The following is a 26,933-nucleotide window of genomic DNA, read 5'->3' on the forward strand; positions in this document are numbered from 1 at the left end:
ACACACCGCGGCCCCTGCCAAAAGCAGGGGCCGCGGTGTGTAAGGCTATTTCGTTTTATAAGATTTAATTCAACAGAACGGAGGTTCTCATGGGAGCTTCTTTGGGAGCCAGCAGATTCTCCACTTCCTCTACCATGTCTTTTGACCCAATGTAGAAGGTGCACCGCTGATGGAGCTCAGAAGGTTGAATCTCCAGAATCCGGTTACGCCCGTCTGAAGCCTTGCCACCCGCCTGTTCTACCAAGAACGCCAGGGCATTGCACTCATACAACAACCGCAGTTTACCACCTGGTGACTTCAAGGTATTAGGGTACATGTAGATACCCCCTTTAAGCAGGTTGCGGTGGAAATCTGCTACCAACGAGCCGATGTATCTGGCGGCATAATTACGTACGCGGCAAAGCTCTACGTAATGCTTGATGCTCTCGGGGAAGTGGTTGTAACCTCCTTCGTTCACAGAATAGATATTGCCGTTTTTAGGCGTGGTGATGTTTGGGTGCGACAGGAAGAACTCTCCCAAAGACGTCTCATAGGTAAACCCGTTCACCCCACAACCGGTGGTGTACACCAGCATGGTGCTGGAACCATAAATCACGTATCCGGCGGCTACCTGCTCAGTTCCCTTCTGGTAGAAGTCATCCATGGTAGCCTCGGTCCCAATCTCAGAGATGCGGCGGTAAATAGAGAAAATTGTCCCGATGGACACGTTCACGTCAATGTTGGAAGACCCATCCAATGGGTCAATGGCCACGATGTATTTTCCTTTGTTATTTCCGGTGTGGATCACATCCTCCTCTTCCTCAGAAATGATGGCGCATACCTCGCCCCCGTTGCGCAAAGCCCGTATGAAGCGGATATTGGCCACTACATCCAGCTTCTGCTGATCTTCTCCCTGCACGTTCTGTTTGCCATAGGCGCCCCCAATATCTGTAAGACCTGCGTGGTTAATGGCGCGGTTTACTATTTTTGCCGCCAAGGCAATGTCGCGGAGCAGTTGAGACAACTCACCGGTAGCATAGGGAAAATCCTCCTGTTTGCGCATGATGAATCTATCAAGGGTGGTGCCAACCGGTAAGGCCAGGTTTTCTTTCAGTGTCATAGGATTAAGGTGGATAGGTGAACGGATACTTTTCTAATTATTGGCAATTTTTACAAAAATATCAATTTAACTGATTATACACCTATCCTATTTATCAATTTTTCAAAATAAAGAAAAGTGAATGAAGGTTTATAAATTTGGAGGGGCCTCGGTTAAAAACGCCGCCGCTTTCAAGAATGTCCTGGCCATTCTTTCTCAGCTCCCTGATTCAGAGCGAGTACTGGTGGTAGTTTCTGCAATGGGCAAGACCACCAATGCCCTGGAAAAAGTGTACGGGTTGGCTTTCCGGCAGCAATCGTACACAGAGGCTCTGCAGGAAATGCGGAATTATCATTTAGAGATTGTACAGGAACTCTTCCCTACCTCCCATCCCGTACAGGAAGCCTTGCAGGATCAGTTCAGGTATCTGGAAAACACGTTAAAAGCTGTTCAACCGCAGGAATTTGACCGCCAGTACGACCAGATCATCAGCGTAGGAGAGCTACTTTCCAGTTTGATTCTGCACCACTACCTGTGCAGCCAGGGTTTTGAAAACCAGTGGGTAGATTGCCGCGAGTACCTCCGCACCGATGATACTTGGCGAGAGGGCCGCCTGGACTGGGACTACACCGAGCACAAAATTCAACAACACCTTCCGGCAGTACTGCAGCAAAAACCCATCATCACGCAAGGATTCATTGGAAGTACGGCCAACGGGGCCACCACCACGCTGGGGCGTGAAGGCTCAGATTTCAGTGCCGCTATTTTCGCCTATTGCCTGCAGGCCGAGTCCCTCACAATCTGGAAGGACGTTCCGGGGCTGCTAAACGCGGATCCCAAGCTTTTCCAGGACACGGTACGGTACGAGGAGATCGCTTATCAGGAAGCCATTGAAATGGCTTATTACGGCGCCTCGGTAATCCACCCTAAAACAGTGCAGCCTTTGGCCCAGCGGTGCATTCCGTTGTATGTGAAATCTTTTCTGCACCCCCAGGAGCCGGGCACCGTCATCTGGAATTGCCAACATGATCGCATCGCACCGTCCTTCATCCTGAAACAGAACCAGTGCCTTTTGTCTTTCCATACCAAAGATTTTGGGTTCATCTCTGAGCAGCACCTCAGTTCCATCTTTCAGGCCTTGAGCAAACATCGGCTTAAGATTAACCTCATGCAGAATTCGGCCATTTCCTTTTCTACCTGCGTTGACATGGACGATGCCAAACTGGATGCCCTCAAAGCCGAATTGATTGAGGAGTTCATGATTCTCTACAACCAGCCGCTGCACCTGTTCACCATTAAGAACTATGACCAGCTAAGCCTGGATAGGTTAACTAAGGGCAAAGAGATTTTACTGGAGCAGCGCAGTAGGCAGACATTCCAGTTTGTCTGCCGACCTACAGAGGACTTCCCCCATTAAGCTTTAGGGTCTTCTTCTACTTTAATAAGGAAATCACTGCACCTTATTTCAACAATTAATTAGGGCTCTTTTTCTGAAAACTGGGCCTAAACCTCAGCTAAATCCCTCTTAATCAAGCCACTTGATCGCGCATCAGGTGGCTTGATTGGCGTTTGTATTATTCCTATTCAGGGGAATGGTGGTTTACAAGAGGAAACCGCACCTAATCAAGAGTTTACAAACACATAATTTTTCTTTTTTGCAGAGTAAAAGGCCACCCCTTACCTTTGCGCCACAATTGCTAAAGGCGCTTATTCTTTGCCTAACCGCAATTCTTCTTGTAGAAATATTTAACAATTACTTTTTAACAATGGCAGTATTAGTAGGTAAAAAGGCCCCGTCTTTTAAAGCTACAGCGGTAGTAGATTTAGAATTTGAAGAGGATTTTTCATTAGATCAATACATTGGAAAGCAGCACGTTGTGTTCTACTTCTACCCAATGGACTTCACCTTTGTATGCCCTACAGAGATCATTGCGTTCCAGGAGCGTTTAGAAGAGTTCACCCGTAAAGGCGTAGCCGTAGTAGGTTGCTCTACAGACACGCACCAGTCACACTGGGCTTGGTTGAACACCCCACGCGACAAAGGCGGTATTGAAGGTGTAACGTATCCATTGGTTGCCGATGCCACCAAAACCATCTCCTCTAACTTTGATGTATTAGCGGGTCACTACGACTACAATGAAGAAGGCGAGTTGATCTTTGTAGGCGAACCGGTAGCTTACCGCGGTCTGTTCCTCATTGACAAGCAAGGCATTGTGCGTCACCAGGTAGTAAACGACATGCCACTAGGCCGTAGCATTGACGAAGCCCTTAGAATGGTAGACGCTCTGCAGTACTTTGAAGAGAAAGGCGAAGTTTGCCCTGCCAACTGGGAAGAAGGCATGGAAGGAATGGAAGCAACCCGCGAAGGTGTAGCCAACTACCTATCTAACAACTAAGTACTTGATAATTAATCAATAAAAAAGGCTCCCGCGCAAACGGGAGCTTTTTTATTGCCCATCTCTGGTAGTGGGTGTTTGCTGACAAGTGCGGCTAAAAGATTTCTGTTTTAACCTAACTTTGAGAAAAACAACCTAAAAGCGGCCCTTTCAACAAGGCTTTTAGAAGTAAAAAAGGAAAGCGGAAATTGTTATTTTACAAGTGGAATTTCGTCTGCCAAGCGATTAGGCCATATATTTACCAGATAGGCCTCTCCGGCAAGGAACAGGTTTCTGTGATCATCCGCTGTAGTACTTAAGTAACCCCATTTAATAATGTCAAAGATTCTATACGAAGTTGGTGTTAGGGCATATGGGTTAGGAGTACGGTTAGCCGCTCCTTTTCACCCCAAAGCGGCACAATGGGTAAACGGTCGCAAAAACATCTTTGAAGCCATAAAGCAAAAGCTCAACGGCAACACCGCACCAGTGGCTTGGTTTCACTGCGCCAGTTTGGGTGAGTTTGAGCAGGGACGGCCGCTCATTGAAGCCTTCAAGCAACGGTTTCCAGACTTCAAGATCGTGCTCACGTTCTTCTCGCCTTCTGGGTACGAAGTCAGGAAAAACTACACCCAGGCAGATTTCATCTTCTATTTGCCCCTAGACACAGCTGCCAACGCCCATCAGTTCATCAGCCTGGTGAAGCCGGTTTTGGCGGTATTCGTGAAGTATGAGTTTTGGCACCATTACACCAAAGCCCTCCGGAAACGCCACATCCCACTGTTTTCTGTTTCGGCTATTTTCCGGCCTAATCAGATCTACTTTCAGAAGAAAGGCAGTTTCTATCGGCGCATCTTGGAGCGTTTCACGCACATCTATACTCAAAACGCAGAATCGGCGCAACTTTTGGGCAGCATCGGGTTCAATAAGGTAAGCACTGTGGGCGATACGCGGGTAGACCGGGTACTGCAGACGGCGGAGCACGCCGCACCTATTCCCATCGCAAAGGCCTTTAAAGCAGATGCCCAAGTGATGGTGATTGGCAGCAGCTGGCCCGAGGACCTGAAAGTACTTCTCCCCTTCATGCAGGAACAGCTGCCCAACTTGAAATTCATTCTGGCGCCGCATGAAATCAAAGACAAGGAGTTATGCGAGATAGAAGAACAGTTTTCGGGCAAGGCCATCCGGTTTTCCCAAGCCGATACCTCTACCGTGGCCTCTTACCGCATCCTGCTCATTGACAACATTGGCATGCTCTCCAGCCTGTACCAGTACGCCGATTACGCCTACGTAGGCGGTGCGTTTGGGAAAGGACTTCATAACACGCTGGAACCGGCTGCTTTCGGTCCGCCTATCTTTTTTGGGACCAAGTACACTAAATTTCAGGAGGCGAAGGATCTGGTAGATGCCGGTGCTGCTTTTTGCGTTACCTCCTCCCAAGACCTAAGCAAGAAGTTTCTGGCGGTGCATGAAAACCCGGCGGCCTCTGAAAAAATAAAGGCTGCTACCCAAGCCTATCTGCAGAAACAGGCCGGCGCCACCGACCGTATCTTAACTTCGTTGGAATATTGGTTACCTTCGCGCCAGGTATGACAGGAACAGTAGTAAAATCGACGGGTTCATGGTATTTGGTGCGCGACCACGGAGATGGCTTGCTGCACAAATGCCGCCTGCGCGGGAAGTTCAAGAATAAAGGATTAAAGGTAAGCAACCCCATTGCCGTAGGCGATGAAGTCACGATGGAACCGGAGGGCGGCGAGCAGCAAGGCGTCATCACCGATATTAAACCGCGCCGTAACTACATCATCCGGAAATCCACGCACAAGGCCCACCATGCCCACATTGTGGCCTCTAACCTGGATCAGGCCTTTCTGGTGGTTACGTTGGTGTCTCCCCGTACCTCCTTTGGGTTTATAGACCGTTTTCTGGTCACTGCGGAGGCGTATGACATACCGGCCACCCTGCTCTTCAACAAATTAGACTTGTACGACGAGGAGGCGCTTGACTACCTTAAACAGGTGATGCAACTCTACAGCCAGATTGGTTACCCCTGCTATCCGCTCTCGGCACATACGGGCGAAGGCTTGCAGGAAGTCCAGGGCTTGCTGGCAGAGAAGATTTCGCTTTTCACGGGGCACTCCGGGGTGGGCAAAAGCACTTTGGTAAACGCCTTGGTGCCGGATCTGGACATCAAAACCTCCGAGATCTCTGCGTTCTCAGACAAAGGCGTGCACACCACCACCTTCGCCGAGATGTTTGAGGTTGAGCCCGGCACCTACCTCATTGACACGCCGGGCATCAAGGAACTGGGCGTGGTAGAGATGAAGCGCGAGGAGATCGCCCACTACTTCCCCGAGATGCGCGAGCGCCTGAATAAATGCAAATACAACAACTGCGTGCACGTGAATGAGCCAGGTTGCGCGGTACAGGACGCGGTCAAAAAAGGAAAAATTGCCTTACCCCGCTACGAGAGCTACCTGAGCCTGCTGCAGGACGATGACTCACACAGATAAAAAGAGTTCTGAGTCTTGAGGTCTGAATCTGTTTTTGGAGCTTGGTGTTTAGGTGCTGTTTTCTGACAAGTAGCCCCAAAAGGCAGGCTACTTCAATTCATCAGTTTTTCCGGTTCTGGTGCTGCTCTAGCAAGGCAAGTATTTCCATGAAGTGCTGCTGCATGGGAATGTAGGCGTGTCGGGGGCTGGGGCTTTGCAGCTCTTCCCGTAAGGCAGCCAAAGACAGGTACTCTACTTCCTCAATCTCTTCCTGTTGCACGTTGAAATCAGCTTCCTCTAGCGCAGTCTTATACAGAAAAATGCCCACGTGCTCTCGGTCTATCAACTGCGCCTGCTCATCTTTGCCGTCTACCGTTACCACAGTCACCAACTCCAACTCGTCTACCTGCACCGGAATGCCAAGTTCCTCGGCTAATTCACGCAGGGCACAGCTTTCATAGGTTTCCTCAGGGCTCAGGTGACCTCCAATACTCACATCCCAGAGCGAGGGAAACAAGTCTTTCAAAGGACTACGCCGATGGCAGAGATACCCTTTCTCGGGGTGGAGCACGTAAATTTGGGAGGTACGGTGCCAATGACCCAGCAAGTGGACTTCGCGCCGAGGCAGGTTCTGGTGCAAGGGTTGGTTAAACTGGTCATAGATGGCTAAGTACTCCATAAAATCGTTTCTTACTGGCGGGTGAACACGGTGCGGCCTAAAGGTAACGGCTCTTTTCAAACCTATGGTAATTAAGTGTCGTTTGATCGATTCTTTGATAAAACAGTTAAAAAACCCAAGGCTAGCGCCCATCCTCTTCTCTATCACCCGATGGCCGAAAATTTACGTACCTTTGCAACAAGTGCCACTTGGAATATCATCTCGGTGGCACTGTTTTAATTTAAATGCATAATTATCACCTATGAAAACCGCAGAAATCCATACCCAAAAGGGTGTCATGAAAGTAGAGTTTTACGAGCAGGATGCCCCTAAAACCGTTGAGAACTTCACCAAACTGGCCAAAGAAGGTTTTTACGATGGTCTTACTTTTCACCGCGTTCTGCCTGATTTCGTGATCCAGGGTGGTTGCCCTAACTCACGCGAAGGCGCCAAAGGCATGCCCGGCACTGGCGGACCTGGCTATAAAATTGACTGCGAACTAACCGGCGGCAACCAGTATCACGATCGTGGAGTGTTGTCTATGGCGCACGCAGGCCGTAACACCGGCGGATCACAGTTCTTCATCTGCCACAGCCGCAACAATACCGCGCACTTGGACCGCAACCACACCTGCTTCGGGAAAGTGGTAGAAGGCCTGGACGTGATTGACGATATCCGCGCTGGCGATAGAATTGAGAAGATTGTAGTAAACGAAGCCTAATATTGTTGTTTGCTAATTGTTGATTGTTAAAATAATGAGCAATTAACAATGAATCCTTCCAACTCCGTTTTGCGGCTGCTTTTCTAAACAGCTGGAAAACGGAGTTCTTTTTTCTACACGCCCATGTGGCTTAATACAAACGCGGTCAGGAAACCCAACACAGTAATAACCCCGGTGAAATCATGGGTGACTTCAAAAGCCTCGGGGATCATGGTGTCGGTGATCATGGCCAGGATGGCGCCCGCCGCCAAAGCAGTGGTTCCCGCAATGATATCCGGCGAAAGCCCACTAAACACGGTGTACCCCAATAAGGCCGATATCCCTGAGATTAGCGCAATGCCTCCCCACACCCCAAAGATGTAGCCCTTGCTCCGATTAGCCTTTTTCATGCCCACCGCACTGGAAAGCCCCTCGGGCACATTGGACAGAAACACGGCCGCTACTACCGCAAAGCTTACCTTACTGCCCGAGATCATACTGATGCCAATGGCGATGGACTCGGGCACGCCATCAATCAAGGCCCCAACCGCCAAAGCCAGCCCGCTTCCTTCATCTTCGGCCTCTGACACCTGCTGCTCCCCAGAGCGTTTGCGGTCATGGGCTCCTTTCATCTTCAACAGCCAATTAGCCCCGGTATACACAGCCGCCCCGGCCAAGAACCCAATGGCTGTGGCATCAAAGCCGCCTTGTTCGTAAGCCTCTTCCATCAAATCAAAAGCCAGCGCGGAGATCAATACCCCCGCTCCGAAAGCCATCACGCTGGAAGCTACTTTAATGGATACTTTGGCGTAATATCCAATGGCTGCCCCAATGAGCAAAGCCCCACCACCCAGCAATCCCCATAAAGTAGCTTGTAACCAAACCGGCATAACATTCAATTTATCTTAGTTCAACTTGTTCAACTCCAGAATCAGGTTTCGTACGCAGTGTCAGCGGGATGGTTGGAGGGTGAAGAGTTGAGCCTATTGGTTTTGACAGGCTTACACCTCTATGAACACCCCGTAAATGCAAAAAGCCGAAGCATTGCTGCCTCGGCTTTTTGGTTGCAAGTAGGTTCATGCCCCTTTTCAGGAAAGCAGCTTAATAACGGTCATTGTCATCCTCCTCGTCATCATCGGTCAGGGAGAAACTGCCTCCGGAGAACATGCTGCTGAGCAGGTCTTTGAATTGTAGCCCAGCGGTGAGACGATTCCTGGAAATGAGGCTGTACTCGGCCAAGCCATGAAGGCAGAATTCCATCCAGAACAGGTGCTCGGCTTCGCTTTTAGGCGTAGGTTGAAACTTATTCACGACTTCGGAAAGGCCCGGCACCTGATTCAGCACGCGCTTGTACTCGGCATCGGAGGCATCGTTTAAAAGGTCTAATGTGTGGCCATCGGAAAACCACCCCGATACTTTTTTGTACGGGTCTTTGTCTTTCTGCTTCTTGAACTTGTCTGGGTCTGGGAAGTAGTTGAGGAACTGTGTGCGGATAGCTTTGCCCATTAAGCGGTAGGCCACGCCCCCGGCGCCTTCCTGCTCGCCTTCGTACACTAACTCCACTTTACCAGTAACGGCGGGTACGGCGGCCAGGAAATCGGCGATGCGTACGTGGGTGGTAGGCTCTGCGTTCAACAGCACGCGTCTTTCGGCGGCACTCACTACGCTCTCATAGGCTGAGATAGTGAGGCGCGCAGAGACCCCGCTTTTGGCGTCTACGTACTCGCTCTCGCGGGCCTCAAAGGCAATCTGCTCCACCAGGTCATGAATAAGCTCGTGGCCTTTCACGCGCTCCTGCTGTACTTCGGTGATACGGGCTTCCTGCTTGGTGATGCTCTTTCCTATCTCAATGCTCTTCGGATAGTGGGTAATAATCTGGGAGTCGATCCGGTCTTTGAGCGGAGTTACAATGGAACCACGGTTGGTATAGTCCTCTGGGTTGGCGGTAAACACAAACTGGATGTCCAGCGGCAATCTGATCTTGAAGCCCCTGATCTGGATGTCGCCTTCCTGCAAGATGTTGAACAACGACACCTGAATACGGGCCTGCAAATCGGGCAGCTCGTTGATCACAAAGATTCCCCGGTGCGCCCGTGGGATCAGGCCGAAGTGAATCACCCGCTCGTCTGAGTACGGCAGTTTCAAAGTAGCCGCTTTGATAGGGTCCGCATCCCCGATCAAATCTGCCACTGATACGTCTGGGGTTGCCAGTTTCTCGGTGTAGCGCTCATCGCGGTGCAGCCAAGTGATGGGGGTATCGTCGCCGTGGTGGGAAATCTGGTCCAGGGCAAAGCGGGAAAGCGGCTGCAAAGGATCGTCGTTCAACTCAGACCCGGCTACCACGGGCACGTACTCGTCCAGCAGTTGCACCAATAGGCGGGCGATACGGGTTTTGGCCTGTCCGCGCAAGCCTAGCAGGTTTATGTGGTGACGGCTCAGGATGGCGCGTTGCAGGTCAGGAATCACAGTCTCCTCGTACCCGAAGATGCCGGGGAACACTTCCTCGCCGCTGCTTAATTTTTTTATAAGGTTGGCGCGTAATTCTTCTTTCACAGACTGAGGCTCATAGCCGGCGGCTTTCAGTTGGCCCAGGGTTTTGATCTTGTGCAGTTGCTCTGCAGGTATATCGGTATAAAGCATTTTTGAATTTGCTGGTGGTTTATGGTTGATTTGGGGTTCACTGCTTTGAGCGTATTTGTTTGAAAACAGCGGTAAAGCAGTAAGTTTATGGGAACGTTTCTCTTTTACTTCTATTCTGGTGAAAATATATTCTATCGTTTACTTCTTAGGCGCTTTTTTGGCAGTTCTTGGTGCCTTTCTACGGATTACCCACGTCTTGGAGCAGAACTACTTTTATTACCTGATTTCCATTTGCATTGTACTGGGCACCATCGGCAATGTGCTGCGCCAACGTGACCTGAAGCGCAAATAGCAAATCTTGCTGTACCTGCTTTAAGCCTGTTTACGCTAAACTAGGTTAAAAGCAGAATTCAACGATGGCATCTGCCTGAACAAGGGTACTACAACCGCTTCTTCCGGTTACGTCCATAGTCCCTGAACACAAGGTCGCCCAAGCCTTTAAGGCTGCTGTAGTAGGCCTGCCCGTTGTTTACCTGGGTGAATTCCTCCACAAACTGCTGCAGGTACGGGTCTGAGGCAATCATGAAAGTGGTGATAGGAATTCCCAGTCTTCTGCACTGCGCGGCCAGGTTCAAAGTTTTGTTTACCACCTTGCGGTCCAGCCCAAAACTATTCTTGTAATATTTCAGGCCTTCTTTGAGGCAGGTGGGCTTGCCATCGGTGATCATGAAGATCTGCTTGTTAGAGGTTTTGCGACGGCGTAGCAAATCCATGGCTAGTTCCAGACCGGCCACGGTATTAGTGTGGTAAGGCCCCACCATTAGGTATGGAAGGTCTTTCACGCTGATCTGCCAGGCATCGTTGCCAAACACAATAATATCCAGATTGTCTTTGGGGTATTTGAGTTTCACCAACTCCGCCAGGGCCATGGCTACTTTCTTGGCGGGGGTAATGCGGTCCTCGCCATACAGAATCATGGAGTGCGAGATATCAATCATGAGCACCGTGCTGGTCTGCGTTTTGTGCTCGCGCTCGGTTACCTCCAAGTCCTGTTCGGTAAGGAAGAAATCATCGGCGATGCCGTGGTGGATCTGGGCGTTACGGATGGACTCCGTTAATTCAATCTGCTCAGGGGCGTCACCGAACTGGAACTCGCGCCGGTCGGCAGAGATCTCATCCCCAATCCCGGTTTTAGGGGTGGTATGGTTTCCGCGGCCGCCTTTCTTCAGTTTCCCGAAGATCTCTTCCAAGGCGCTCTTCCTGATCTGCTGCTCGCCTTTGGCTTGTAGCTTGAACTGCCCATCGGGGCCTTTGTCATCTATGTAGCCGTTCTTTTTGAGGTCCTCAAAGAAATCGCCTAGTCCGTACGAGTCGTCGGTGAGTTTGTAGCGCTTGTCTAATTCGCTCATCCAGGACATGGCTTCGGCCACGTCTCCGGCGGTGAGGGTAATCAATTGCAGGAATATCTGGAGCAAGGATTCAAAGCCCTTGTCCTTGGGTTCTTCCGGCACGAAATCGGTAAATCTATATCCGGCTGCCATGAGCTGTTCAGTATCTTTTAGTTAACAGTAAGTAAACGCAAATGTTCTTGTATTTAGTAACCTTCTATTAAGATTAGAGTAAACAAGATAGATTAGTACAATATAAATATTTTTAAAATACCATTTTCATATACTATATGCGCGCTATCTGGAAAAACACCGTTATTGCAGAGAGTGATACTACCATAGAGGTAGATGGCAATCACTACTTTCCGCCTTCCTCTTTGCGTTGGGAATTCCTTAAACCCAGCACCCGCCACTCCGTTTGCTCCTGGAAGGGAGAAGCCTCTTACTTTTCATTGCAGGTAGGTCATTTTGAAAACCCAGATGCCGCCTGGACCTATCCGCAAGCCCAGGAAAAAGCGAAAAACATTGAAGGGTTTATCGCTTTCTGGAAAGGGGTGCAAGTGGTTGGCAAGAATTGATTTTCACCCTACCTATCCTATCGATCAAGAAAAGACCAAACCTTTTAGAATGGTGATGTTGGAAGCAAAACGCCCTACAGAAAGATCTGCAGGGCGTTTTTGTTTTAGTTTAAGGAAATCAGGCTAAAATCACCTGTCGCTTAAGAGTCAATCCACTTGAATTTGTATTGCAGTTCTGGCACGCGCAAACGGTCTGCCACGCGGCGCAGACGGTTAGGCAAGGCCATTAAGTAATCGCGGGCGCGCTCACCGGCTTCGTTCAAGCCGGTCATGCTGGAGATTTTCCACTCCCTGATAAGCGTTTCCATGATCTCTACATAGTCAGAAGAAGTGTACACGCCAATACGCTGGGCGGCATCGGTGAAGTGCCCGAAGGTCTGGCCCTGATCAATTCCCAGCTCACGTAGGTAGTGCGCCGGCATCACAATCTTCTTACGCATCATGTCTTCAAAGGCGATCATCATTTCTGACGGGTCTACCTCAAAGATTTTCTTCACGAAGGTCTTGTAGGCCTTAGCGTGGCGTCCTTCATCGGCGGCGATAAAGTTACAGATGCGGGATAAGGTGGTCTCCCCTGCTTTCTTAGCCAAGGCACCCACGCGGCGGTGCGATACGTTGGTGGCTGTTTCCTGGAAAGAGGTATATACAAAGCTACGGTACGGGTCATCATCCGTCTGGATGTCCATGCCGTCGGCGATCAAGTACTGGGTAGAGGCTTCCATCTGGCGCATGTCAATGCGGCCGGTCAGGTATAAGTAACGGTTGAGGAGGTCGCCATGGCGGTTCTCTTCAGAGGTCCAGCCGCGGTTCCACTTCATCCAGGAAGAATCTGGGTTGCGGTTCACCTCCCTGATGCTCATGATCCAGCTCTCGTAGGTAGGCAGGGCCTCCTCGGTGATGGTATCTCCAATCAGGACGGCCAACAGGTCATAGGACAATTCACGGGCACGTTCCCGCAGCTCCCGCACCTCATCAAAAAACGAATCAAACCGGGCGTCCGGCAAGAAATCGGCAGGTTGCCAGCTATCTTCCACAGATTTAAGGAACTCCGGCAGGGCAGTGTCCAGGAAGTTCTCCACGTAAATCATCACCTCTGAACGGGTGGCTAGGGCCTTTGAAATCATAAATTCATTAGATATGGAAGAACAAATATATCAAACTTTCAGCAGAAAGCCCGGCCGCTGTGCTATATCTAAGTGCGCCAACCGGTACCATGAAGGGTTTTAGAACTTTTTCATACGTAAATGTAGCAGCAAGGTGTCAGTAATTATGGTTAAGTAGAAAAACAGTCGGTTTTTTTTATCTTTGGAGATACCTTGCCTGTGCCCATGCCCCTGCCTCTGTTGAAGAAAGTGCTTCCGGCCAAAACCCGGCTCTCGCTCAGAAAGCTCTACTGGCTTTCCAGAAGCTGGCTGTACATGGGTAGCAAGGTGTATTGCCCGCTCTGCGATGCCTCCTTCCGCACGTTTTTGCCTTTCGGGAGCGAGCGCAGACCGCAGGCGCTGTGCCCCCGGTGCCATACCGTGGAGCGGCACCGCCTTTTGTGGTTGTATTTGCAGGAACAGGAGAAGATAAGCGAACGGCCCCTGGAGGTGCTGCACATGGCTCCGGAGCCTATCTTGCAACGGCGCCTCAAAGGCCTGCTGAACCTCCGTTACCGCAGCGCCGACCTTACCTCCCCGGTGGCCATGGACCACGTGGACATCCAGGCGCTGCCCTACCTCGATGACACCTTTGACCTGATTCTCTGCTCCCACGTTCTGGCGCACGTGCCCAATGATAGGAAAGCGCTGCAAGAACTGCGCCGGGTGCTGAAACCCGGGGGGAAACTGTTGCTCCAGGCCCGTCTGCACCCCATAGCCTACACCCTGGAAAAACCCGAGGCCATTACGCCGGAGCAGCGCCTGCAAGCCTACGGCCAGGCAGATCGGTTCCGGAACTATGGGCAGGATTTTGGGCAACGGGTAGCTACCCAAGGCTTTGAGGTGACCTCGGTTGAGTACGCCCTTTCCCGCTCTCCCGAAGAACAGGCCAAGTTAGGGTTAGGGAAAGGAGAACTTATTTTCGTGGCTATTTCCTCTCATGAAGGTAAGTAAGCGGGTGAGCCAGATTTTACCGGCGTTATTTCCAATCCTGTTGAAAACCGTAGGTCCTCTGAAACACTTTGCTTGGCGCCTCAGGCCCAAGCCCACCTTGCCCGCCGATGAAGTTTCAGCTGATATGCTGCCTAAACCCTTAGAGGGCTACACAGACAAACATTTCTACCTTCCCGGCGAAACAGTTTCCTTTCACCTGAAGGCCGTCCAAAACCATAACCTGCTCCTACTTCAAAGGAAAGCAGCGGATGATGAATGGGAAGAACTAACCCAGCACGCTTTTGATGCAATTCCGCAAAAAGAGACCTTAAACGAAGCGCAGGAGGGTTGTTTCTGGACCATAGGCTGGCTTTACCCATTGCCCCCCACTACTTCACCGGGATATTACCGCGCCTTGTTAACGAACCCAGAGTTGGAGGAGCCTGCTGAGATTCATTTCCTGGTAGGCGCAACCTCGGCTAAAAGTAAAGTAGCCGTATTGGCACCGGTCACTACCTGGCTGGCTTACAATGCCTACGGAGGCCAATCTTTCTACCGCAACGCCTTGGGCGAAGGACAGGCAGCGTATGTCTCGGCCCTGCGCCCCAACACAGCTCTCTCCTATACCTGCACCCAACCGCTTCAGCATAACCTGTTGGTGGAGGCTTCTATCTACAACTGGTTTTCCCAGCAGTACGGGGCTGACTTGTACCCTGATTACTACCTGGAAGCCCACCCGGAAGTGTTTGAGAAGTGCCAGGTGTTGGTGCTCGCCTACCACGCAGAATATTTCTCCCAAAACATGTACTCGGCTTTAAGAGAACTGGTCTTTAAAAAGCAGAAATCACTATTGGCGTTGGGCGGAAACCAGATGTACTGGCAGGTAAGATGGCACCAGAACTTCACCCAGGTAGAGTGCCGAAAAAATGGCTTCTATTTCCAAAACGAGGCTAAAAGAGGCTGTCTCTGGCGCCATACCCCTCACCCAGAAGCTCAGTTGCTAGGAGCCCAGTTCTCAGAACCCGGCATGGGTACTTTCGCGCCGTACCAGGTGCTGCAACCTGACCATTGGCTCTTTGAAGATACGCTTGTGAAGGCTGGATATCTATTTGGGCAGAAAGGAATAGACGGTTTGCCTATCTGCGGAGACGAAACCGATAAAGTAACCTGGAGCACTCCACGCCAAACTGTGGTGTTGGCGAAAGGCCTGAATAAAGCTTCCTCTAATCCTTCACCGGTTTTCCAGGAAAACGATCCAAGCTGGGACGGAAGCGGTGGCGGAGAACTCACCTTTACAGAGCTTTCAGATTCTCACGCCGTCCTGAATACCGGTTCCATTCACAGCGGGTCGGGACTGGGGGCAGATGCGGTGTTCACGGCCTTAATCCAGAATTTTATGCGACGGTACGCCCATACCGCCACCGATGGTACCATCGCCGGAGAAACTGCAGCGGCACCCTCTTTTGGGTAAGCACCTGGAGTAGTCTATAAAAGGCGGTCATTCCATTTTCGGCTTCCAGCAGCCGCAATAACTGCAAGGCCTCGGGGTAATTGGCTGTAAGATAAGCGTGCCGGGCCTCATACCGGATTCGGGCCTTCAAGGCCTCTTTCTCCTCCGGAGTTCTAACCAACTTATGCGCTTTCTGGATGACCTTAACCGTAGAGGCTAACTGTTTATCCCCTTTCTGGTACACTTTCCGGGAAAGCGAATGCGGGTGCATCCGGCGCTGGCACAGCACTTGGTCCAAGAAATGGTACTGCCAGTTCCGCGATGACCTTACCCAGAAATCAAAGTCTTCATAGGCCAGGGCTGGATCATAGCCTTGCAGTTCTTCCAGTACTTGCCGGCGCATCATCATGGTGGGCGGGCATATATAGTAGCGACCCAGCACCTCGGCAAATACGTCTCCTTGCGCAGGTCGGGGCGACAATTGACCTGCGGCAGAACGGGTGTAAAAGAAGCCTAGAGAAGTTCCTTGTTCGTCTATGAGCTCGGCATCGGTGTACACCACTCCATAGGTATCGGGCAGCTGTTGAAACGCCTCTACCTGCTGGGCTACGCGTTCTGGGTGCAGAACATCATCGGTGGCAAAGTCAATGATAAATTCCCCGGTGCTCAGCCGTAAGGCTTCATTGAACGAAGCGCAATTACCTTGGTTCTGAAAATGTTGCAGGAACTTGATTTCAGGATTCCGCCGCACATATTCCTCAATGATCTCCACGCTATTGTCGGAGCTTAGGTCATCTACCACCAGTATTTCTACGTTAGGATATGTCTGAGCCAGTACAGAATCCAAGGCTTGGCGCAGAAAAGCTGCGTGGTTGTAGCAGAGACAGATGACTGAGACGAGGGGCGGGTTCATGCAGAGAAGAAATAAGACCGGAAAAGGTACAGGTGGAACACCAGGTACACGCCATAACGGATAGCATGCGCCATGGGTAACCCATCTACTCCCAGAAGCGGCATCAGCCAGGCTACCAAGGCCACGTACAGCACCCCAGAAATCAATTGAGTCATTATGTACAGTTTTACCCGGGCCTGTACTGTCACAATATAGGAAAGCACCCAAGCCGTCATTTTCAGGAAATCACCCATTAATTGTAAATCCATCAGGTCGCGGGCGGCCAGAAACTCCTGGTGAAACAAAAGCTGGATAAAGAAATCACGAAGCCACCAAAACACCAGCAATCCTGCGCCCACCGTGGGAACCAGCAGCACAAATACGCTTTTCACGTAGTCTCGCAGGGCTTCGGGCTGAGGAAGCAGGGCGGCAATTTTGGGATAATACACCATACCCAAGATGGAGATGTACACCATGGTGTAGCTGTCAGAAATCTTCACTACCGACTGCCACAGCCCGGTTTCCAGCAGGGAGAATTGCTGGATCGCCATTTCGCGCACCACAAAGTCCACTAACTTTGCACCAACCAGCGTGGAGAGCGCCATGACCAGGAACTTTCCCAGGTTTTGCACCACCTCTAACGGCAATTTGGTATGCCAAGAAGGGATCAAACGTTTATAGAAGACCAAGCCCAAACCCACCAACCCGCTTAGACTCTGCCCCGCCAGGAATAGCATCAAGGCAATAGGCAGGTCTACTTTTCCTACGGCCCACCACATCACGCCCACGCTCACCAAACTGGTAAGCAGACTGAGGTAGACGTACGCGCGTAAGGCCTGCCGGGCCAACAGCACCGATAACCAGAACAGCTGTAACAGGAGAAGGACAAAGAGCAGCAGGAGAACCCAGAGGTTGAACGATCCCTGTTGGGCCAGCATTTCCTCGCCAAACCGCTCCAGGAAAAAAGTAGGAAAAAGGAAAACAGCGGCTGCCGCCCCTAAAAAGGTAGTGAAGTTGAGAAAGAAACCCGCCCAGAAGTAAGACCGATAGGAAGCACTCCCCACCTCCTGCTGCGCCAAATGGCGAATCAGGCCCACATTTACGCCGCTGTTAGGCAGGGTGGTGAGCAGCGCAATCAGGTTTTGGAAGTGGGCCAGCAGCGTGATGCCATGCGGCCCATAATACACGGCAAACAACTTATTGATGAAGAGCGCACTGCCTGCCCGTGCCACCGTAGAAAGCCCCGACCAAACCGAATTCCTTAAAAATTGCCGCAAGTGCTGCTTTCGCGCCATGGTGCAAACTACGAAGATTTTCCCTCAAATTACCCCCAAGCAGTTTCCGGGTTCGTTTTCTACGGGTGTAATATGGGGCTGTTTTCCGGAAAGGGGCAATAAATCAGCTGGCTAGTTTACCTCATTCGCCTGAAAAACTCCTGAATCTGCTCTATGACGTAGGCTTGCTCCTGATCGGTCATTCCGGGAAAGATCGGCAAACTCAGGCTGGTACGGGCAAGCTCCTCGGTTAGGGGGAAATCTCCCAACCGGTACCCTAATGGCTCATACGCCTTTTGCAGGTGCGGAGGAAGAGGGTAATGCACTAGTGTCTGAACTCCTTTCTCTTGCAGGAACTGTTTCAGCTTATCGCGGCGCTGAGTACGGACCACAAAGAGGTGGTAAATATGATCGGTGGAATCAGAAGTGGTGACGGGCAAGCAAAGATCTTCTACACCAGCCAGAGCCTGCAGGTAAACCTGGGCCAGGCGTTTCCGCTCTCGGTTCAGAAAATCCAGAGAAACCAGCTTTTCTGACAAAACTGCCGCCTGGATGGAATCTAGCCGGGAGTTGACACCGGCCTGGGCATATTCATAGCGTTTAGATTGGCCGTAATTATGGTACTGCCGAACCCAATCGGCTAAGGCCAAATCACGGGTGACCACCGCCCCCCCGTCACCCACGGCCCCTAAGTTTTTGGTCGGATAGAAACTGGTGGCATTGATTCTTCCAAACGTACCTACGGGTTTGCCTTTGTAGAGCGCCCCCTGCGCTTGCGCGAAGTCTTCGATCAATTCTAAACCCCTGCTTTGGCACAGCTCCAACAACCCATCTAACTCACAACTTTGGCCATACAAATGAATGGGTAAAATTGCCTTGGTCTGAGAGGTAAGCACCGGTAAAATGGTGGCGGCTGTGATGTTATAAGTTTGCGAATCAGGCTCCGCAAACACGGGCTTGGCACCTACTTGCTGCACCGCGTTAATGGTAGCGATATACCCATTAGCGGGTACCACCACCTCATCACCGGGCCCCACTCCCAGTGCCTTTAAGCTCAGCACCAGGGCATCATAGCCATTCCCCACGCCAATCACCTCACCCCCGCCCAAAAACTGGCCAAATGCCTGCTCAAACCTGGTGACCGATGGCCCTAAGATGAGTTGGTTTTTCCGTAACTCCGTCAAAAGCGCACCTTCTATCCGCTGCTGAAGGCCTGCCGGAAAATCACGAAATGTAAAAAAGGGAACGTGCATGAATGGAGTACCTGTTGATTGATTGAATGAGAGAATAAGGGCTTGCTGGAAGCACAGGATTTTCTGAATGCAAAAGAAGTAAGAGGGAGCTTAGCTTACAACAAGCGTTTTAAAGCTGCATAGAGTAAAACAGATTGAAAGCGCTAAAGCAATTCATCCCTTACCCCCTTCTCTCCCTCATGCAATCATTCTTCTTTCCAGAAAAAGGTAGGCTTCCAGGATTTAATGCCACCCAAACGCTCCTTGAACGTAAACAGACCCGTATAGGCTTCCTCAGGTTCACCCGCCGGAGCCGAGACGCCTAGATCCAACATGGGAATCTGATGGTCTTGGCAGTACTGGTACAATCCCGCATTTAACAGAACCGAAGGGCTGTAGGCATTAAAACGAGTAGGGCTGGCTGGGTACAGGTGATTTAGAATCTGGTTGTTTATCAAAACCGCCACACCTATTGCCGCCAGTTCTTGACCACGCCGAACAGTGAAAAGCAGATAACGCTCAGGAAACAACTCAAAGTAGCGCGTTAATTGCGGCAGGGATAAGGAAAGCGGCTTTTGCTTCTCCTCCCGGCATTGCTTCAGGAAAGCATACGCTTCTGGTAGCTCTTGAATAGTTTCCTGCTGAAAGGTGAAGCCTGCCTTCTGGCATTTCGCCAAACGCCTCTTGATGGAAGCATGCATCTGGGCTTTAAAAGGAGCCTCTGAAACCGAGATATGATGGTTCAACTGGTCAAATGCCAGGTAATACCCTAAACCAGGAAGCAAGCTTCTTACCCAGCCATTAGTCGTGGGGGAGTAAGCATCTGGGCATTGGAGCCATTTTACCTGAGTGACCTCCTGCTCTTTGAGGGTTTGCTGCAGAAACTGAATAAAAGCGGTAGCCGCCTCAGCTGGTACTTCTGGGGGAACCTGAATACCCCCAAAGGGCGCCCGCCACGGAGAGAACCCGGTTTTTTCCTCCCTGAAGAAATGCGCTATCCCGTCAATTTGGTTTTTATAAGTATTGACCAGCACAAACATCTGCCAGTTAGGTCCGGCTTGCAGGACCACGTGTTCTGGTCTTAGGTACAGGAAAACATCAAAGGAGAAAGGCGGCAAGCTCTCCCTCTCCGCAGCAGTGGCTGCCGTTTTCACCACGTACTTATTTCCAGGTCCTACGCTTGTCATGTTAGGAAAGCACCAGGGCTTTGAATTCGGCATACTCCCTAATGTAATCTGCCTCTTCAAAAACGGTGGAGGTCATGCAACAGAGAATAGCATTAGGCGAGGGCTGCACCGAAATCCAGCAGAAAGGGGGAATGTACAGTCCCTGTTGTAGAGAACCCAAATGAAACTCTTGCTTTTGCCGGGCTGTCTGCGTCTCTACTTTCACGCTTCCCTGCATTACCGTCAGGATCTCCTGGGTTGTGCGGTGGGCATGGCCTCCGCGCTCTGCTCCCTGCTCAGAGGCAAATACCCAGAAAACACGCTTCACGGCAAAGGGAAGCCCAGTTTCGTCCTGGGTAGAAATCAACGTGCCAGTGGCTTCGGGCCGTTGCAGAAAGGAAAGCAGATAAGGTTCAGAAAGCAGCATCGGGCGCGAAGTTACGCAAACCAAAATAAACGGGAATCATCCTTCCAAGACGCACCTACTCCGCAAAAGCAAAGTACCCCATAGTAGAACCTTTTAGGTATTTTTCCTGAAAACAGGGGTAAAAAGGCTACACGGTCTATTCTGTTTCGTTTCGTACTTTTGCTTTTCATGGAGGACACCTACCGCACCATCGCCGCCCCCGTGGAGGGACTGTACAAAGAGAAAGGAAGCAAGTTCATCTCCAAAGCGTACCCGGTGCGCACCGAGGAAGAAATCAAGGAGATTCTGGCGGCTCTCCGGAAGGAGTACTTTGATGCCCGGCACCACTGTTACGCGTACTTGCTGGGAGCCAACCGGGCTACGTACCGCGCCAATGATGACGGGGAACCCAACCACTCGGCCGGTGACCCTATCCTGGGGCAGATCAAGTCTCTGGGGCTAAGCAATGTGCTGGTGGTGGTGATCCGGTATTTCGGGGGTGTGAAGCTGGGCGTGGGCGGCTTGATCCACGCCTACAAAACCGCTACTGCCGATGCCCTGGAACAGGCGCAGGTCATGGAGTGCCACGAAACCACTTTTTTTACCGTCCAGTTTGGTTACGAGCAGATGAACGAGATCATGAAAGTGGTGAAAGACTTTGACCTGCCCGTAAGAGAACAGGATTTTAACCTGGACTGCCGCCTTACTCTTGAGGTTCGTACCAGTCTGGCAACCCAGGTGGAAGGGCTGCTGCAGAAAAGCGGGGGAACCCTGGAGGCTTGACAAACCCGGGGAAGCATCTATTTAGAGTCTGTTTTCAGAAAAATAGGGCAGAATCAGGTTTATCCCTACCTTTCTGGTTTACGTATCAAATCCATCTTACAAAACACCGGCCACCCACCATTCCTTAAGACCTACATGCGCATTCCTCTTATCACCAGACAACCTACCAAGAGCATCTTGGAAAGAACCGTAGGCCAGAAACCGGGTTCCTTATCCATCTCCAAAGATGCCTTGGTGCCGCGACTGTTTCTGGTGTCTTTTGATGAAAACAGGCATGAAGCGAAGGAGTTCTCAGACTATGATGCCATGATGGAAGCCTTCAGGCAGGCGCCGGATGCCCGGCACTGGATTGATGTGCGCGGCTACGGAAATGTGAAGTTGCTGGAGCGTATCATGACCGATTTCAAGATCCACCCCTTGCAGATGGAGGATGTGATCAATGACTATCAGCGCCCTAAAATAGAGGAAGACCATAACCGGCTGTTCATTGTGTCAAGGATGATCATGTTCACCCCGGAGCGCAAGATTGACGATGACCAGATCTCCCTCTTCACCGGGCCTAACTATGTCATCACCTTCCAGAGCGATTATGAAGACTGCCTGGATACCCTCCGAGAGAGGATACGGGTGGGAAAAGGCGCCATCCGGAAAAAACCAGTTATGTACCTGGCCTACGCCATCCTTGATGTGGTACTGGACCACTACTTCCCGGCCATGGCGCAATTAGGCGAATACGCCGAGGAACTGGAAGACTGCCTTTTCTCCTCACCCAGTAAAAAGCTTCTGAGCCAAATCCTGGATCTAAAACGGGAGGTAGTGAAAATACGGCGTATCGTGTGGCCGGAGCGGGATATGATCAACGAGATTCTGCGCATGGACGAGCACCTCATTCCGCAGGAACTAAAAATTTACTTCAAAGACATCTACGACCACGCTATCCAACTCATAGACCTGGTGGACAACTACAAAGAGATTACCAGCAGCCTTACGGATTTGTACCTCTCCAACGTGAGCAACCGCATGAACGAGGTCATGAAGGTACTCACCATGATTTCCACCGTGTTCATTCCCTTGAGTTTCATTGTGGGACTCTATGGCATGAACTTTTCCCGCGAAAACCCCAAAGGCGGCATTAACCCCTTGAACATGCCCGAGCTGTATCAACCTTACGGCTACGTGACGCTGTTGGGCTTTATGGCGCTAGTAGTTAGCGGCATGGTCTACTACTTTTACCGCAAAGGGTGGCTTTCTAAGGACTGAGTTTACAAAACAGTTTCTGAGGTGCCATGCGCCAGATTTCCGGCGGCCCATTGCAGGTAGTATTTAGCTTTCCCGTACTTGCTTTTAAGCTCCAGGAGTTTGATCTGCTGGGTAAGCAGGTTCATTTCACGGGTGTTGATCAGGAACAGGGAGCTTTCGCCGTTCTCAAACCGCTGCTGCTCTCCGTTGCGCATGAGGGTGTTATTGGCAATAATCTGCTCTTGCAGTACAATCTGCTCTTCCAGTAGTTGCCGTTCATTATAGGCGGCTTGCACCTGATTCTGGTTTTCGCGTGAGGTCTGTTTCAGCTGCAGGTGGGCCGCGTTAATCTTGAGCCGGGTCAACTGTAGTTTCCCCCGCTCCTGGCGCAGGAGAATTGGAACACTAAAGCTGGCACCTAGCTTGTAATTATTGGAGGCGTAGCTTCCTGCCAGCCACTCAGTACCCATGGTGCCTCCTTTCCCAATGAGGTTGTAGTCCAGATTAAGCTTAGGCAGTAACTTGTTCTGCGAGAAACGCCGCTCTACCTCCAATTGCCTTAATTTTACCTGTAGCTTGGTTACTTCAGGATGGCGTTCCTGGGCATTTGTCAGCATGTCGGTTAACTCACCCGGCGACACAGGTTCAATGTCAGTGCCCTCCAGCGAAGGGGCTACCCCTGGGGGTATTTCCAATGGAGTGTTGTTTTCGCCCCACAGGAAATTAGACACCATTAAGGCCGCATTCTGGCTTTCCACGCGCGCCTGCCCCAACATAGCCAAGCGGTTCTGGACTTCAATTTTCGCCTCCACGGAGTCAATGGCCGCTAAATCGCCTTGCTTCACGCGCTCTTTCACCGCCTCTAGCCGTACCTGGGCCAATTGGTAGCCCTGTTCCAGCAACTGCCACCGCTGGTAGGCGTAGGCCCAGTCCCAATAGGCTTTGGCGGCGTCAAACAGCAGTTTGTTGATGTTCTTGACCCGATCGGCTTCGGCAAGTTCCTGTGCCTGTCTCGCCTGCAATAGCGTTGCGCGTCGTTCGTCAATCAAAAGGCCTTGCCCCAGCGGAACGGAGATGCCTACGTAGTTCAACCCCTGCGGAGCCGTCACGTTCTCTGGGTTCACATTGGCCCCAATGTTGCGCTCATAGCCAGCTTTGAGTTCTCCTACCCAAAGCGGCACCTTCAACACATTGTCCCAGAGCGTGAAGTAGTTCTTCCCTCCCAGCTCTTTGGTGTAGTACTTGGAAGCCAGCACCGGATCAAACGCTCCCCGCGCCATCCGGATCTCCTGCAGGGCTTGTTCTGAGAGTTGCTGCGCCTGACGGGCCACCGGGTGGTGCACGGCAATCTGCCCCATCAGGTCATGGATGGTGAACACCGCGGTAGTGTCAGCTGCCTGGGTTGCCCTACTTGTAAGTAACAGCAGTACGCTGGCCATCCATCCAAGGAGTGTGTGCCTTATTTTCATTTTTCGCCTCCTTCTCCTGCTGCCTTTTCGGCTTTGCCTCCTTTCTGCTCACTGTTCACTGTTCCCACGTAATCGGGCGGGAAGGCATTCAACTGCCGCCAGAACTCATACCAAATGGGTACATCATTGAGCATAGCCCAACCATAAGCCCCGGAGCCAACCCGAATGGCCTCAGGCCATGGAGCGCTGTTTGGATCTGGCACCACCAGGATGCGGTATTTCCCCTGGCTGTCAATATTGTCAATCACAGCTACTTTGCCACCAAACGTACCGAACCCCACATTAGGCCATCCCGAGAACACCAGCGCCGGCCACCCTTCAAACTGCAGGCGTACCTTACGCCCCACCTCTAGCAGCGGTACATCCATGGGGGCTACATACAATTGCACCGCCAACTGCGGGTTTGCCGGCATAATGCTGCAGACCGCCTCCCCTTCTTTGATGGTTTCGCCAATGCCCGCTTTCAGTGCCCTCACCACATAGCCGTCCTGCGGTGCGGTCACCTGGTAAAAGGAGCTCCGGATTTGGGTGTTGGAGTATTCATTCTGCATTTTGGAGATCTCCCCCTTGGTGTCATTGATGTAAGCCAGGGTGGCATTCAGGTCTGAACGGGCTTTGGAGATTTTGTCCTGGTACTCCGCTTCAAGTGACGAAAGCTCAATGCGGGCGTTTTGCTGCTCGTTGCGGCTGATGTTGAGCTTGTTTTGCGTACTCTGGCGTTTGGCCCGCACTTCCTGGAACTTCAATCGGCGGCTCTCCAGCTCGGTTAAGGACTTCAGTCCCTGCTCGTAGAGTTTCTCCTGCCGGGCGTACTGCGCCTGGGCCACCTCATATTCCGCATTGATGGCTACCAGATCTGCACTGTCGCTCTGCACCTTTAAGTAGGCCTGCCGGGTTTTGTTGCGGGCTTTCTGCAAACTGAATTGCAAGCCTTCCTGCAGGGCGGTGATCTGGTTGGCAAGTGCATCTGCCTTGGCCTGCGTGGCGGACAGACTCCCTCCTTTTGCCTGCAGTTGCTCTTCCATGCGGCTGAGCAACTGCGGGTCAAAGTACTTCTCTTTCACCTCAGACAGCACAATGAGGGTATCGCCTTTCTTCACTTTCTGACCTTCCTGCACCTGCCATTTCTCTATGCGGCCGGCAATGGTGCTATGTACTGTCTGGGGTCGGTCCTGCGGCTGTAGCGTGGTCACGGACCCAGCGGAGCGGATATTCTGCGTCCAGGGAAACAGGGAACCAATGAACAGCAACCCAAACAAACTCACGCACCAGTACGCCATTACCTTGGCCAGACGGGGCTTGGTTACCAATTGAAAGGAGTTAAACTGCTCCCAAGTCTGTGGGAGGGGATGGTTAGAAGTCTGCTTTTCCATTACACAATGCTGTTTAGCTCCTCAATTGCTGCGTTTTCACTTACCAATTCTTTCACCACCCGGCCGCTTTGCAGCAAAGCCACCCGGTGGCAGAGGCGCATGATGGCGGGGTCATTGGAGATGAGGAGCACCGTCCAGGATATTTCAGTATTAACTAGGCGCTGGGCAATACGCTCCCGAAGCGATTTTTTTACCGCCGGCAGGAAGTTGTCCAGCAGCAGCAATTTGGGTTTGCGAGCAATGCTGCGGGCCAGAGCCAGCCGCTGGAGAATGCCCTCCGGCACCCCCGGGGAGTAGCTATGGATATGGGTATAGAGTCCTTCGGTCTGTGATTGGATGTATTCTGTGAGTTCCACCATCTGCAGCGCCCACAGCACGTCATCCAGATTCACGTTGGGCTGCCCCATGGTGATGTTTTCCAGAATGGTGCCTTCAAACAAGCGGCCCGGCAAGAGGTAAAAGCCGATCTGCTCGTGCATCACCTCCGGGTCATACTCGCGCAGCGACAAGCCGTTGAACACCACCGTACCCTCATACTCAGTGTGGATACCGGCCAAGATCTGGAGCAAAGTAGACCTGCCGGCTTCTTCGGAGCCCGCCAGGCAAATCTTGTCTCCAGACGCTACCGTAAGGTTTACTCCCTGCAAGGCCCATTTCTTCGCCCCAGCATAGCGGAACGCCACGTCTTTGATCTGAACAGAGATTCCCTGATGGGGAGCCGGAAGTTCTCTGGACAATCCTTTGCTCTCTTCCATGGGCAGATCGGTGACCCCACCCAGTTTTTCAAGGCTGGTTAACACATCATACACCACATCCAGCTTCACCAGCAGTTTTTCCACTGCATTGATAATTAAAATGATGATGATCTCAGAGGCCACAAACTGCCCCAGATTTATCTCCTGGTTCACGAGCAGCAAACTACCCATGAGCAACAGCCCGGCCGTAATCACGGTTTTAAAACCCACAAACCCAATGTACTGGGTAATCAAGACTTTGAAGTGCGCCTCTCTGGCTTTCAGGTACCCGCTGGTATAATAGTCGGTTTTTTCCAGCGATAGCTTTTCATGTGAGGCAGATTTAAACACCATAATGTTGCGGGCCATCTCCTCCAGCCAATGCACCAACCGGTACTTGTATTTAGATTCTTCCAGGCTGGTACGCATGCCTTTAGGGCTGGTGAGCCGCAGCACCAGTACCAGGAGGGTGATGAGCACCAGGCCAAAGAAAATGAAGTAAGAGTGATAGAAGGAAAGCAATATGAGCCCGAACAAGATCTGGATGGCCGCCGCCGAGAAATCGGTGAGCATTTTGGCCAACCCTTTCTGCAGGGAGACCACATCAAAGAACCGGTTCATCATCTCGGGCAGGTTCTGGGCCGCTAGTTCGTTACTTTTAATATTGGTGAGGTGCGTGGTGAACTGAAAAGCCTTTGTCGCGAAGATGCGCTGTTGAATGTGTTCTACCAGCGAAAGCTGCATGACCTGCAACCCTCCCACTACCAACACCCCTATCACTATGAAGAAGATGAGCACCGAGACGGAGGTAACCAACTGCCCGCCCGAAACGAACCCGATAAGGCTCTGAATCCCCAGAGGCAGCGACAGGTTCACAATACCAGAAAAGATCGCGTAGAGGTAGATGTAGCCAATTACCTTCCGTTCAGAAGACAACAGGTCCACAAACCGCTTGAAGGGGCTGGGCTTTCCAGTTACTTGTTGTGCCATA

Annotated in this window: 25 protein-coding genes; 11 read left to right on the forward strand and 14 right to left on the reverse strand. The window is 51.4% G+C overall.

Features of this window, described 5'->3' with window-relative positions; genetic code table 11:
• Window positions 1-64 precede the first annotated feature (64 nt).
• Window positions 65-1,099: a class 1 fructose-bisphosphatase gene (gene fbp, locus ACW9SV_RS01550; protein ID WP_479554976.1), complete on the reverse strand. Its 1,035-nt coding sequence runs from the start codon at window positions 1,097-1,099 to the stop codon at window positions 65-67.
• 121 nt (window positions 1,100-1,220) lie between these two features.
• On the opposite strand from fbp, the gene ACW9SV_RS01555 reads away from it, so the two are divergent.
• From ACW9SV_RS01555 to rsgA, 4 genes are all read left to right on the forward strand, one after another.
• A complete protein-coding gene (locus ACW9SV_RS01555) occupies window positions 1,221-2,495 on the forward strand; it encodes an aspartate kinase (protein ID WP_479554977.1) in 1,275 nt (424 codons plus the stop codon).
• A 349-nt stretch (window positions 2,496-2,844) separates the two neighbouring features.
• Complete coding sequence (locus tag ACW9SV_RS01560; protein WP_479554978.1) at window positions 2,845-3,474, forward strand: peroxiredoxin; 630 nt, start codon at window positions 2,845-2,847, stop codon at window positions 3,472-3,474.
• A gap of 315 nt (window positions 3,475-3,789) precedes the next feature.
• A complete protein-coding gene (locus ACW9SV_RS01565; RefSeq protein WP_479554979.1) occupies window positions 3,790-5,046 on the forward strand; it encodes a 3-deoxy-D-manno-octulosonic acid transferase in 1,257 nt (418 codons plus the stop codon).
• On the forward strand, window positions 5,043-5,966 hold the full coding sequence (rsgA, locus tag ACW9SV_RS01570) for a ribosome small subunit-dependent GTPase A (protein ID WP_479554980.1): 924 nt from the start codon (window positions 5,043-5,045) through the stop codon (window positions 5,964-5,966). The genes ACW9SV_RS01565 and rsgA overlap by 4 nt, the downstream gene beginning before the upstream one ends.
• Window positions 5,967-6,066: 100 nt before the next feature.
• On the opposite strand, the gene ACW9SV_RS01575 is transcribed toward rsgA, so the two are convergent.
• Window positions 6,067-6,624, reverse strand: coding sequence for an NUDIX hydrolase (locus ACW9SV_RS01575; RefSeq protein WP_479554981.1), 558 nt, complete (start codon window positions 6,622-6,624; stop codon window positions 6,067-6,069).
• Window positions 6,625-6,865: 241 nt separating this feature from the next.
• On the opposite strand from ACW9SV_RS01575, the gene ACW9SV_RS01580 reads away from it, so the two are divergent.
• The gene (locus ACW9SV_RS01580) at window positions 6,866-7,324 is read left to right on the forward strand and encodes a peptidylprolyl isomerase (RefSeq protein WP_479554982.1); all 459 of its coding nucleotides are present in this window, start codon (window positions 6,866-6,868) and stop codon (window positions 7,322-7,324) included.
• A 113-nt stretch (window positions 7,325-7,437) separates the two neighbouring features.
• Here the strand turns inward: ACW9SV_RS01580 and ACW9SV_RS01585 are convergent, their stop codons facing one another.
• Window positions 7,438-8,193 carry a ZIP family metal transporter gene (locus tag ACW9SV_RS01585; protein WP_479554983.1) on the reverse strand — a complete coding sequence of 252 codons (756 nt, stop codon included), beginning with the start codon at window positions 8,191-8,193 and terminating at the stop codon, window positions 7,438-7,440.
• A gap of 211 nt (window positions 8,194-8,404) precedes the next feature.
• Window positions 8,405-9,943 carry a sigma 54-interacting transcriptional regulator gene (locus ACW9SV_RS01590; protein ID WP_479554984.1) on the reverse strand — a complete coding sequence of 513 codons (1,539 nt, stop codon included), beginning with the start codon at window positions 9,941-9,943 and terminating at the stop codon, window positions 8,405-8,407.
• Between the two features lie 157 nt (window positions 9,944-10,100).
• Here ACW9SV_RS01590 and ACW9SV_RS01595 point away from each other — a divergent pair, with 157 nt between their 5' ends.
• Window positions 10,101-10,235: a hypothetical protein gene (locus ACW9SV_RS01595; protein WP_479554985.1), complete on the forward strand. Its 135-nt coding sequence runs from the start codon at window positions 10,101-10,103 to the stop codon at window positions 10,233-10,235.
• Between the two features lie 88 nt (window positions 10,236-10,323).
• Here the strand turns inward: ACW9SV_RS01595 and ACW9SV_RS01600 are convergent, their stop codons facing one another.
• Window positions 10,324-11,424, reverse strand: a complete 1,101-nt coding sequence (locus ACW9SV_RS01600; RefSeq protein ID WP_479554986.1) for a vWA domain-containing protein — start codon at window positions 11,422-11,424, stop codon at window positions 10,324-10,326.
• 137 nt (window positions 11,425-11,561) lie between these two features.
• Between ACW9SV_RS01600 and ACW9SV_RS01605 the strand changes: the two genes are divergently transcribed.
• Complete coding sequence (locus ACW9SV_RS01605) at window positions 11,562-11,849, forward strand: DUF427 domain-containing protein (protein ID WP_479554987.1); 288 nt, start codon at window positions 11,562-11,564, stop codon at window positions 11,847-11,849.
• 140 nt (window positions 11,850-11,989) lie between these two features.
• Here the strand turns inward: ACW9SV_RS01605 and ACW9SV_RS01610 are convergent, their stop codons facing one another.
• Entirely contained in the window at window positions 11,990-12,973 is a 984-nt protein-coding gene (locus ACW9SV_RS01610; protein WP_479554988.1) for an acyl-ACP desaturase, read from the reverse strand.
• Window positions 12,974-13,177: 204 nt separating this feature from the next.
• Between ACW9SV_RS01610 and ACW9SV_RS01615 the strand changes: the two genes are divergently transcribed.
• Window positions 13,178-13,945: a class I SAM-dependent methyltransferase gene (locus ACW9SV_RS01615; RefSeq protein WP_479554989.1), complete on the forward strand. Its 768-nt coding sequence runs from the start codon at window positions 13,178-13,180 to the stop codon at window positions 13,943-13,945.
• Window positions 13,932-15,395 carry a N,N-dimethylformamidase beta subunit family domain-containing protein gene (locus ACW9SV_RS01620; RefSeq protein WP_479554990.1) on the forward strand — a complete coding sequence of 488 codons (1,464 nt, stop codon included), beginning with the start codon at window positions 13,932-13,934 and terminating at the stop codon, window positions 15,393-15,395. Before ACW9SV_RS01615 ends, ACW9SV_RS01620 begins: the two co-directional genes overlap by 14 nt.
• Here the strand turns inward: ACW9SV_RS01620 and ACW9SV_RS01625 are convergent.
• From ACW9SV_RS01625 to ACW9SV_RS01645, 5 genes are all read right to left on the reverse strand, one after another.
• A complete protein-coding gene (locus tag ACW9SV_RS01625; protein WP_479554991.1) occupies window positions 15,319-16,287 on the reverse strand; it encodes a glycosyltransferase family 2 protein in 969 nt (322 codons plus the stop codon). The genes ACW9SV_RS01620 and ACW9SV_RS01625 overlap by 77 nt on opposite strands.
• On the reverse strand, window positions 16,284-17,561 hold the full coding sequence (locus ACW9SV_RS01630; protein WP_479554992.1) for an MATE family efflux transporter: 1,278 nt from the start codon (window positions 17,559-17,561) through the stop codon (window positions 16,284-16,286). The genes ACW9SV_RS01625 and ACW9SV_RS01630 overlap by 4 nt, the downstream gene beginning before the upstream one ends.
• Window positions 17,562-17,677: 116 nt before the next feature.
• Window positions 17,678-18,793 (reverse strand): DegT/DnrJ/EryC1/StrS family aminotransferase, encoded by a 1,116-nt coding sequence (locus ACW9SV_RS01635; RefSeq protein WP_479554993.1) that lies wholly within the window; start codon window positions 18,791-18,793, stop codon window positions 17,678-17,680.
• Window positions 18,794-18,978: 185 nt separating this feature from the next.
• Window positions 18,979-19,959 carry a GNAT family N-acetyltransferase gene (locus ACW9SV_RS01640; RefSeq protein WP_479554994.1) on the reverse strand — a complete coding sequence of 327 codons (981 nt, stop codon included), beginning with the start codon at window positions 19,957-19,959 and terminating at the stop codon, window positions 18,979-18,981.
• Window position 19,960: 1 nt separating this feature from the next.
• On the reverse strand, window positions 19,961-20,365 hold the full coding sequence (locus ACW9SV_RS01645; protein ID WP_479554995.1) for a sugar 3,4-ketoisomerase: 405 nt from the start codon (window positions 20,363-20,365) through the stop codon (window positions 19,961-19,963).
• Window positions 20,366-20,533: 168 nt separating this feature from the next.
• Here ACW9SV_RS01645 and ACW9SV_RS01650 point away from each other — a divergent pair, with 168 nt between their 5' ends.
• Complete coding sequence (locus tag ACW9SV_RS01650) at window positions 20,534-21,127, forward strand: IMPACT family protein (protein ID WP_479554996.1); 594 nt, start codon at window positions 20,534-20,536, stop codon at window positions 21,125-21,127.
• A 135-nt stretch (window positions 21,128-21,262) separates the two neighbouring features.
• The gene (gene corA / locus ACW9SV_RS01655; protein WP_479554997.1) at window positions 21,263-22,387 is read left to right on the forward strand and encodes a magnesium/cobalt transporter CorA; all 1,125 of its coding nucleotides are present in this window, start codon (window positions 21,263-21,265) and stop codon (window positions 22,385-22,387) included.
• A gap of 2 nt (window positions 22,388-22,389) precedes the next feature.
• On the opposite strand, the gene ACW9SV_RS01660 is transcribed toward corA, so the two are convergent.
• The 3 genes from ACW9SV_RS01660 to ACW9SV_RS01670 are packed head-to-tail and all read right to left on the reverse strand — an operon-like array spanning window position 22,390 to window position 26,932.
• The gene (locus tag ACW9SV_RS01660) at window positions 22,390-23,835 is read right to left on the reverse strand and encodes a TolC family protein (RefSeq protein ID WP_479554998.1); all 1,446 of its coding nucleotides are present in this window, start codon (window positions 23,833-23,835) and stop codon (window positions 22,390-22,392) included.
• The gene (locus ACW9SV_RS01665; protein ID WP_479554999.1) at window positions 23,832-25,208 is read right to left on the reverse strand and encodes an HlyD family secretion protein; all 1,377 of its coding nucleotides are present in this window, start codon (window positions 25,206-25,208) and stop codon (window positions 23,832-23,834) included. The genes ACW9SV_RS01660 and ACW9SV_RS01665 overlap by 4 nt, the downstream gene beginning before the upstream one ends.
• The gene (locus ACW9SV_RS01670) at window positions 25,208-26,932 is read right to left on the reverse strand and encodes a peptidase domain-containing ABC transporter (RefSeq protein ID WP_479555000.1); all 1,725 of its coding nucleotides are present in this window, start codon (window positions 26,930-26,932) and stop codon (window positions 25,208-25,210) included. Before ACW9SV_RS01670 ends, ACW9SV_RS01665 begins: the two co-directional genes overlap by 1 nt.
• Between the last annotated feature and the right edge of the window lies 1 nt (window position 26,933).

Source organism: Rufibacter sp. JT20002 (assembly GCF_056491185.1).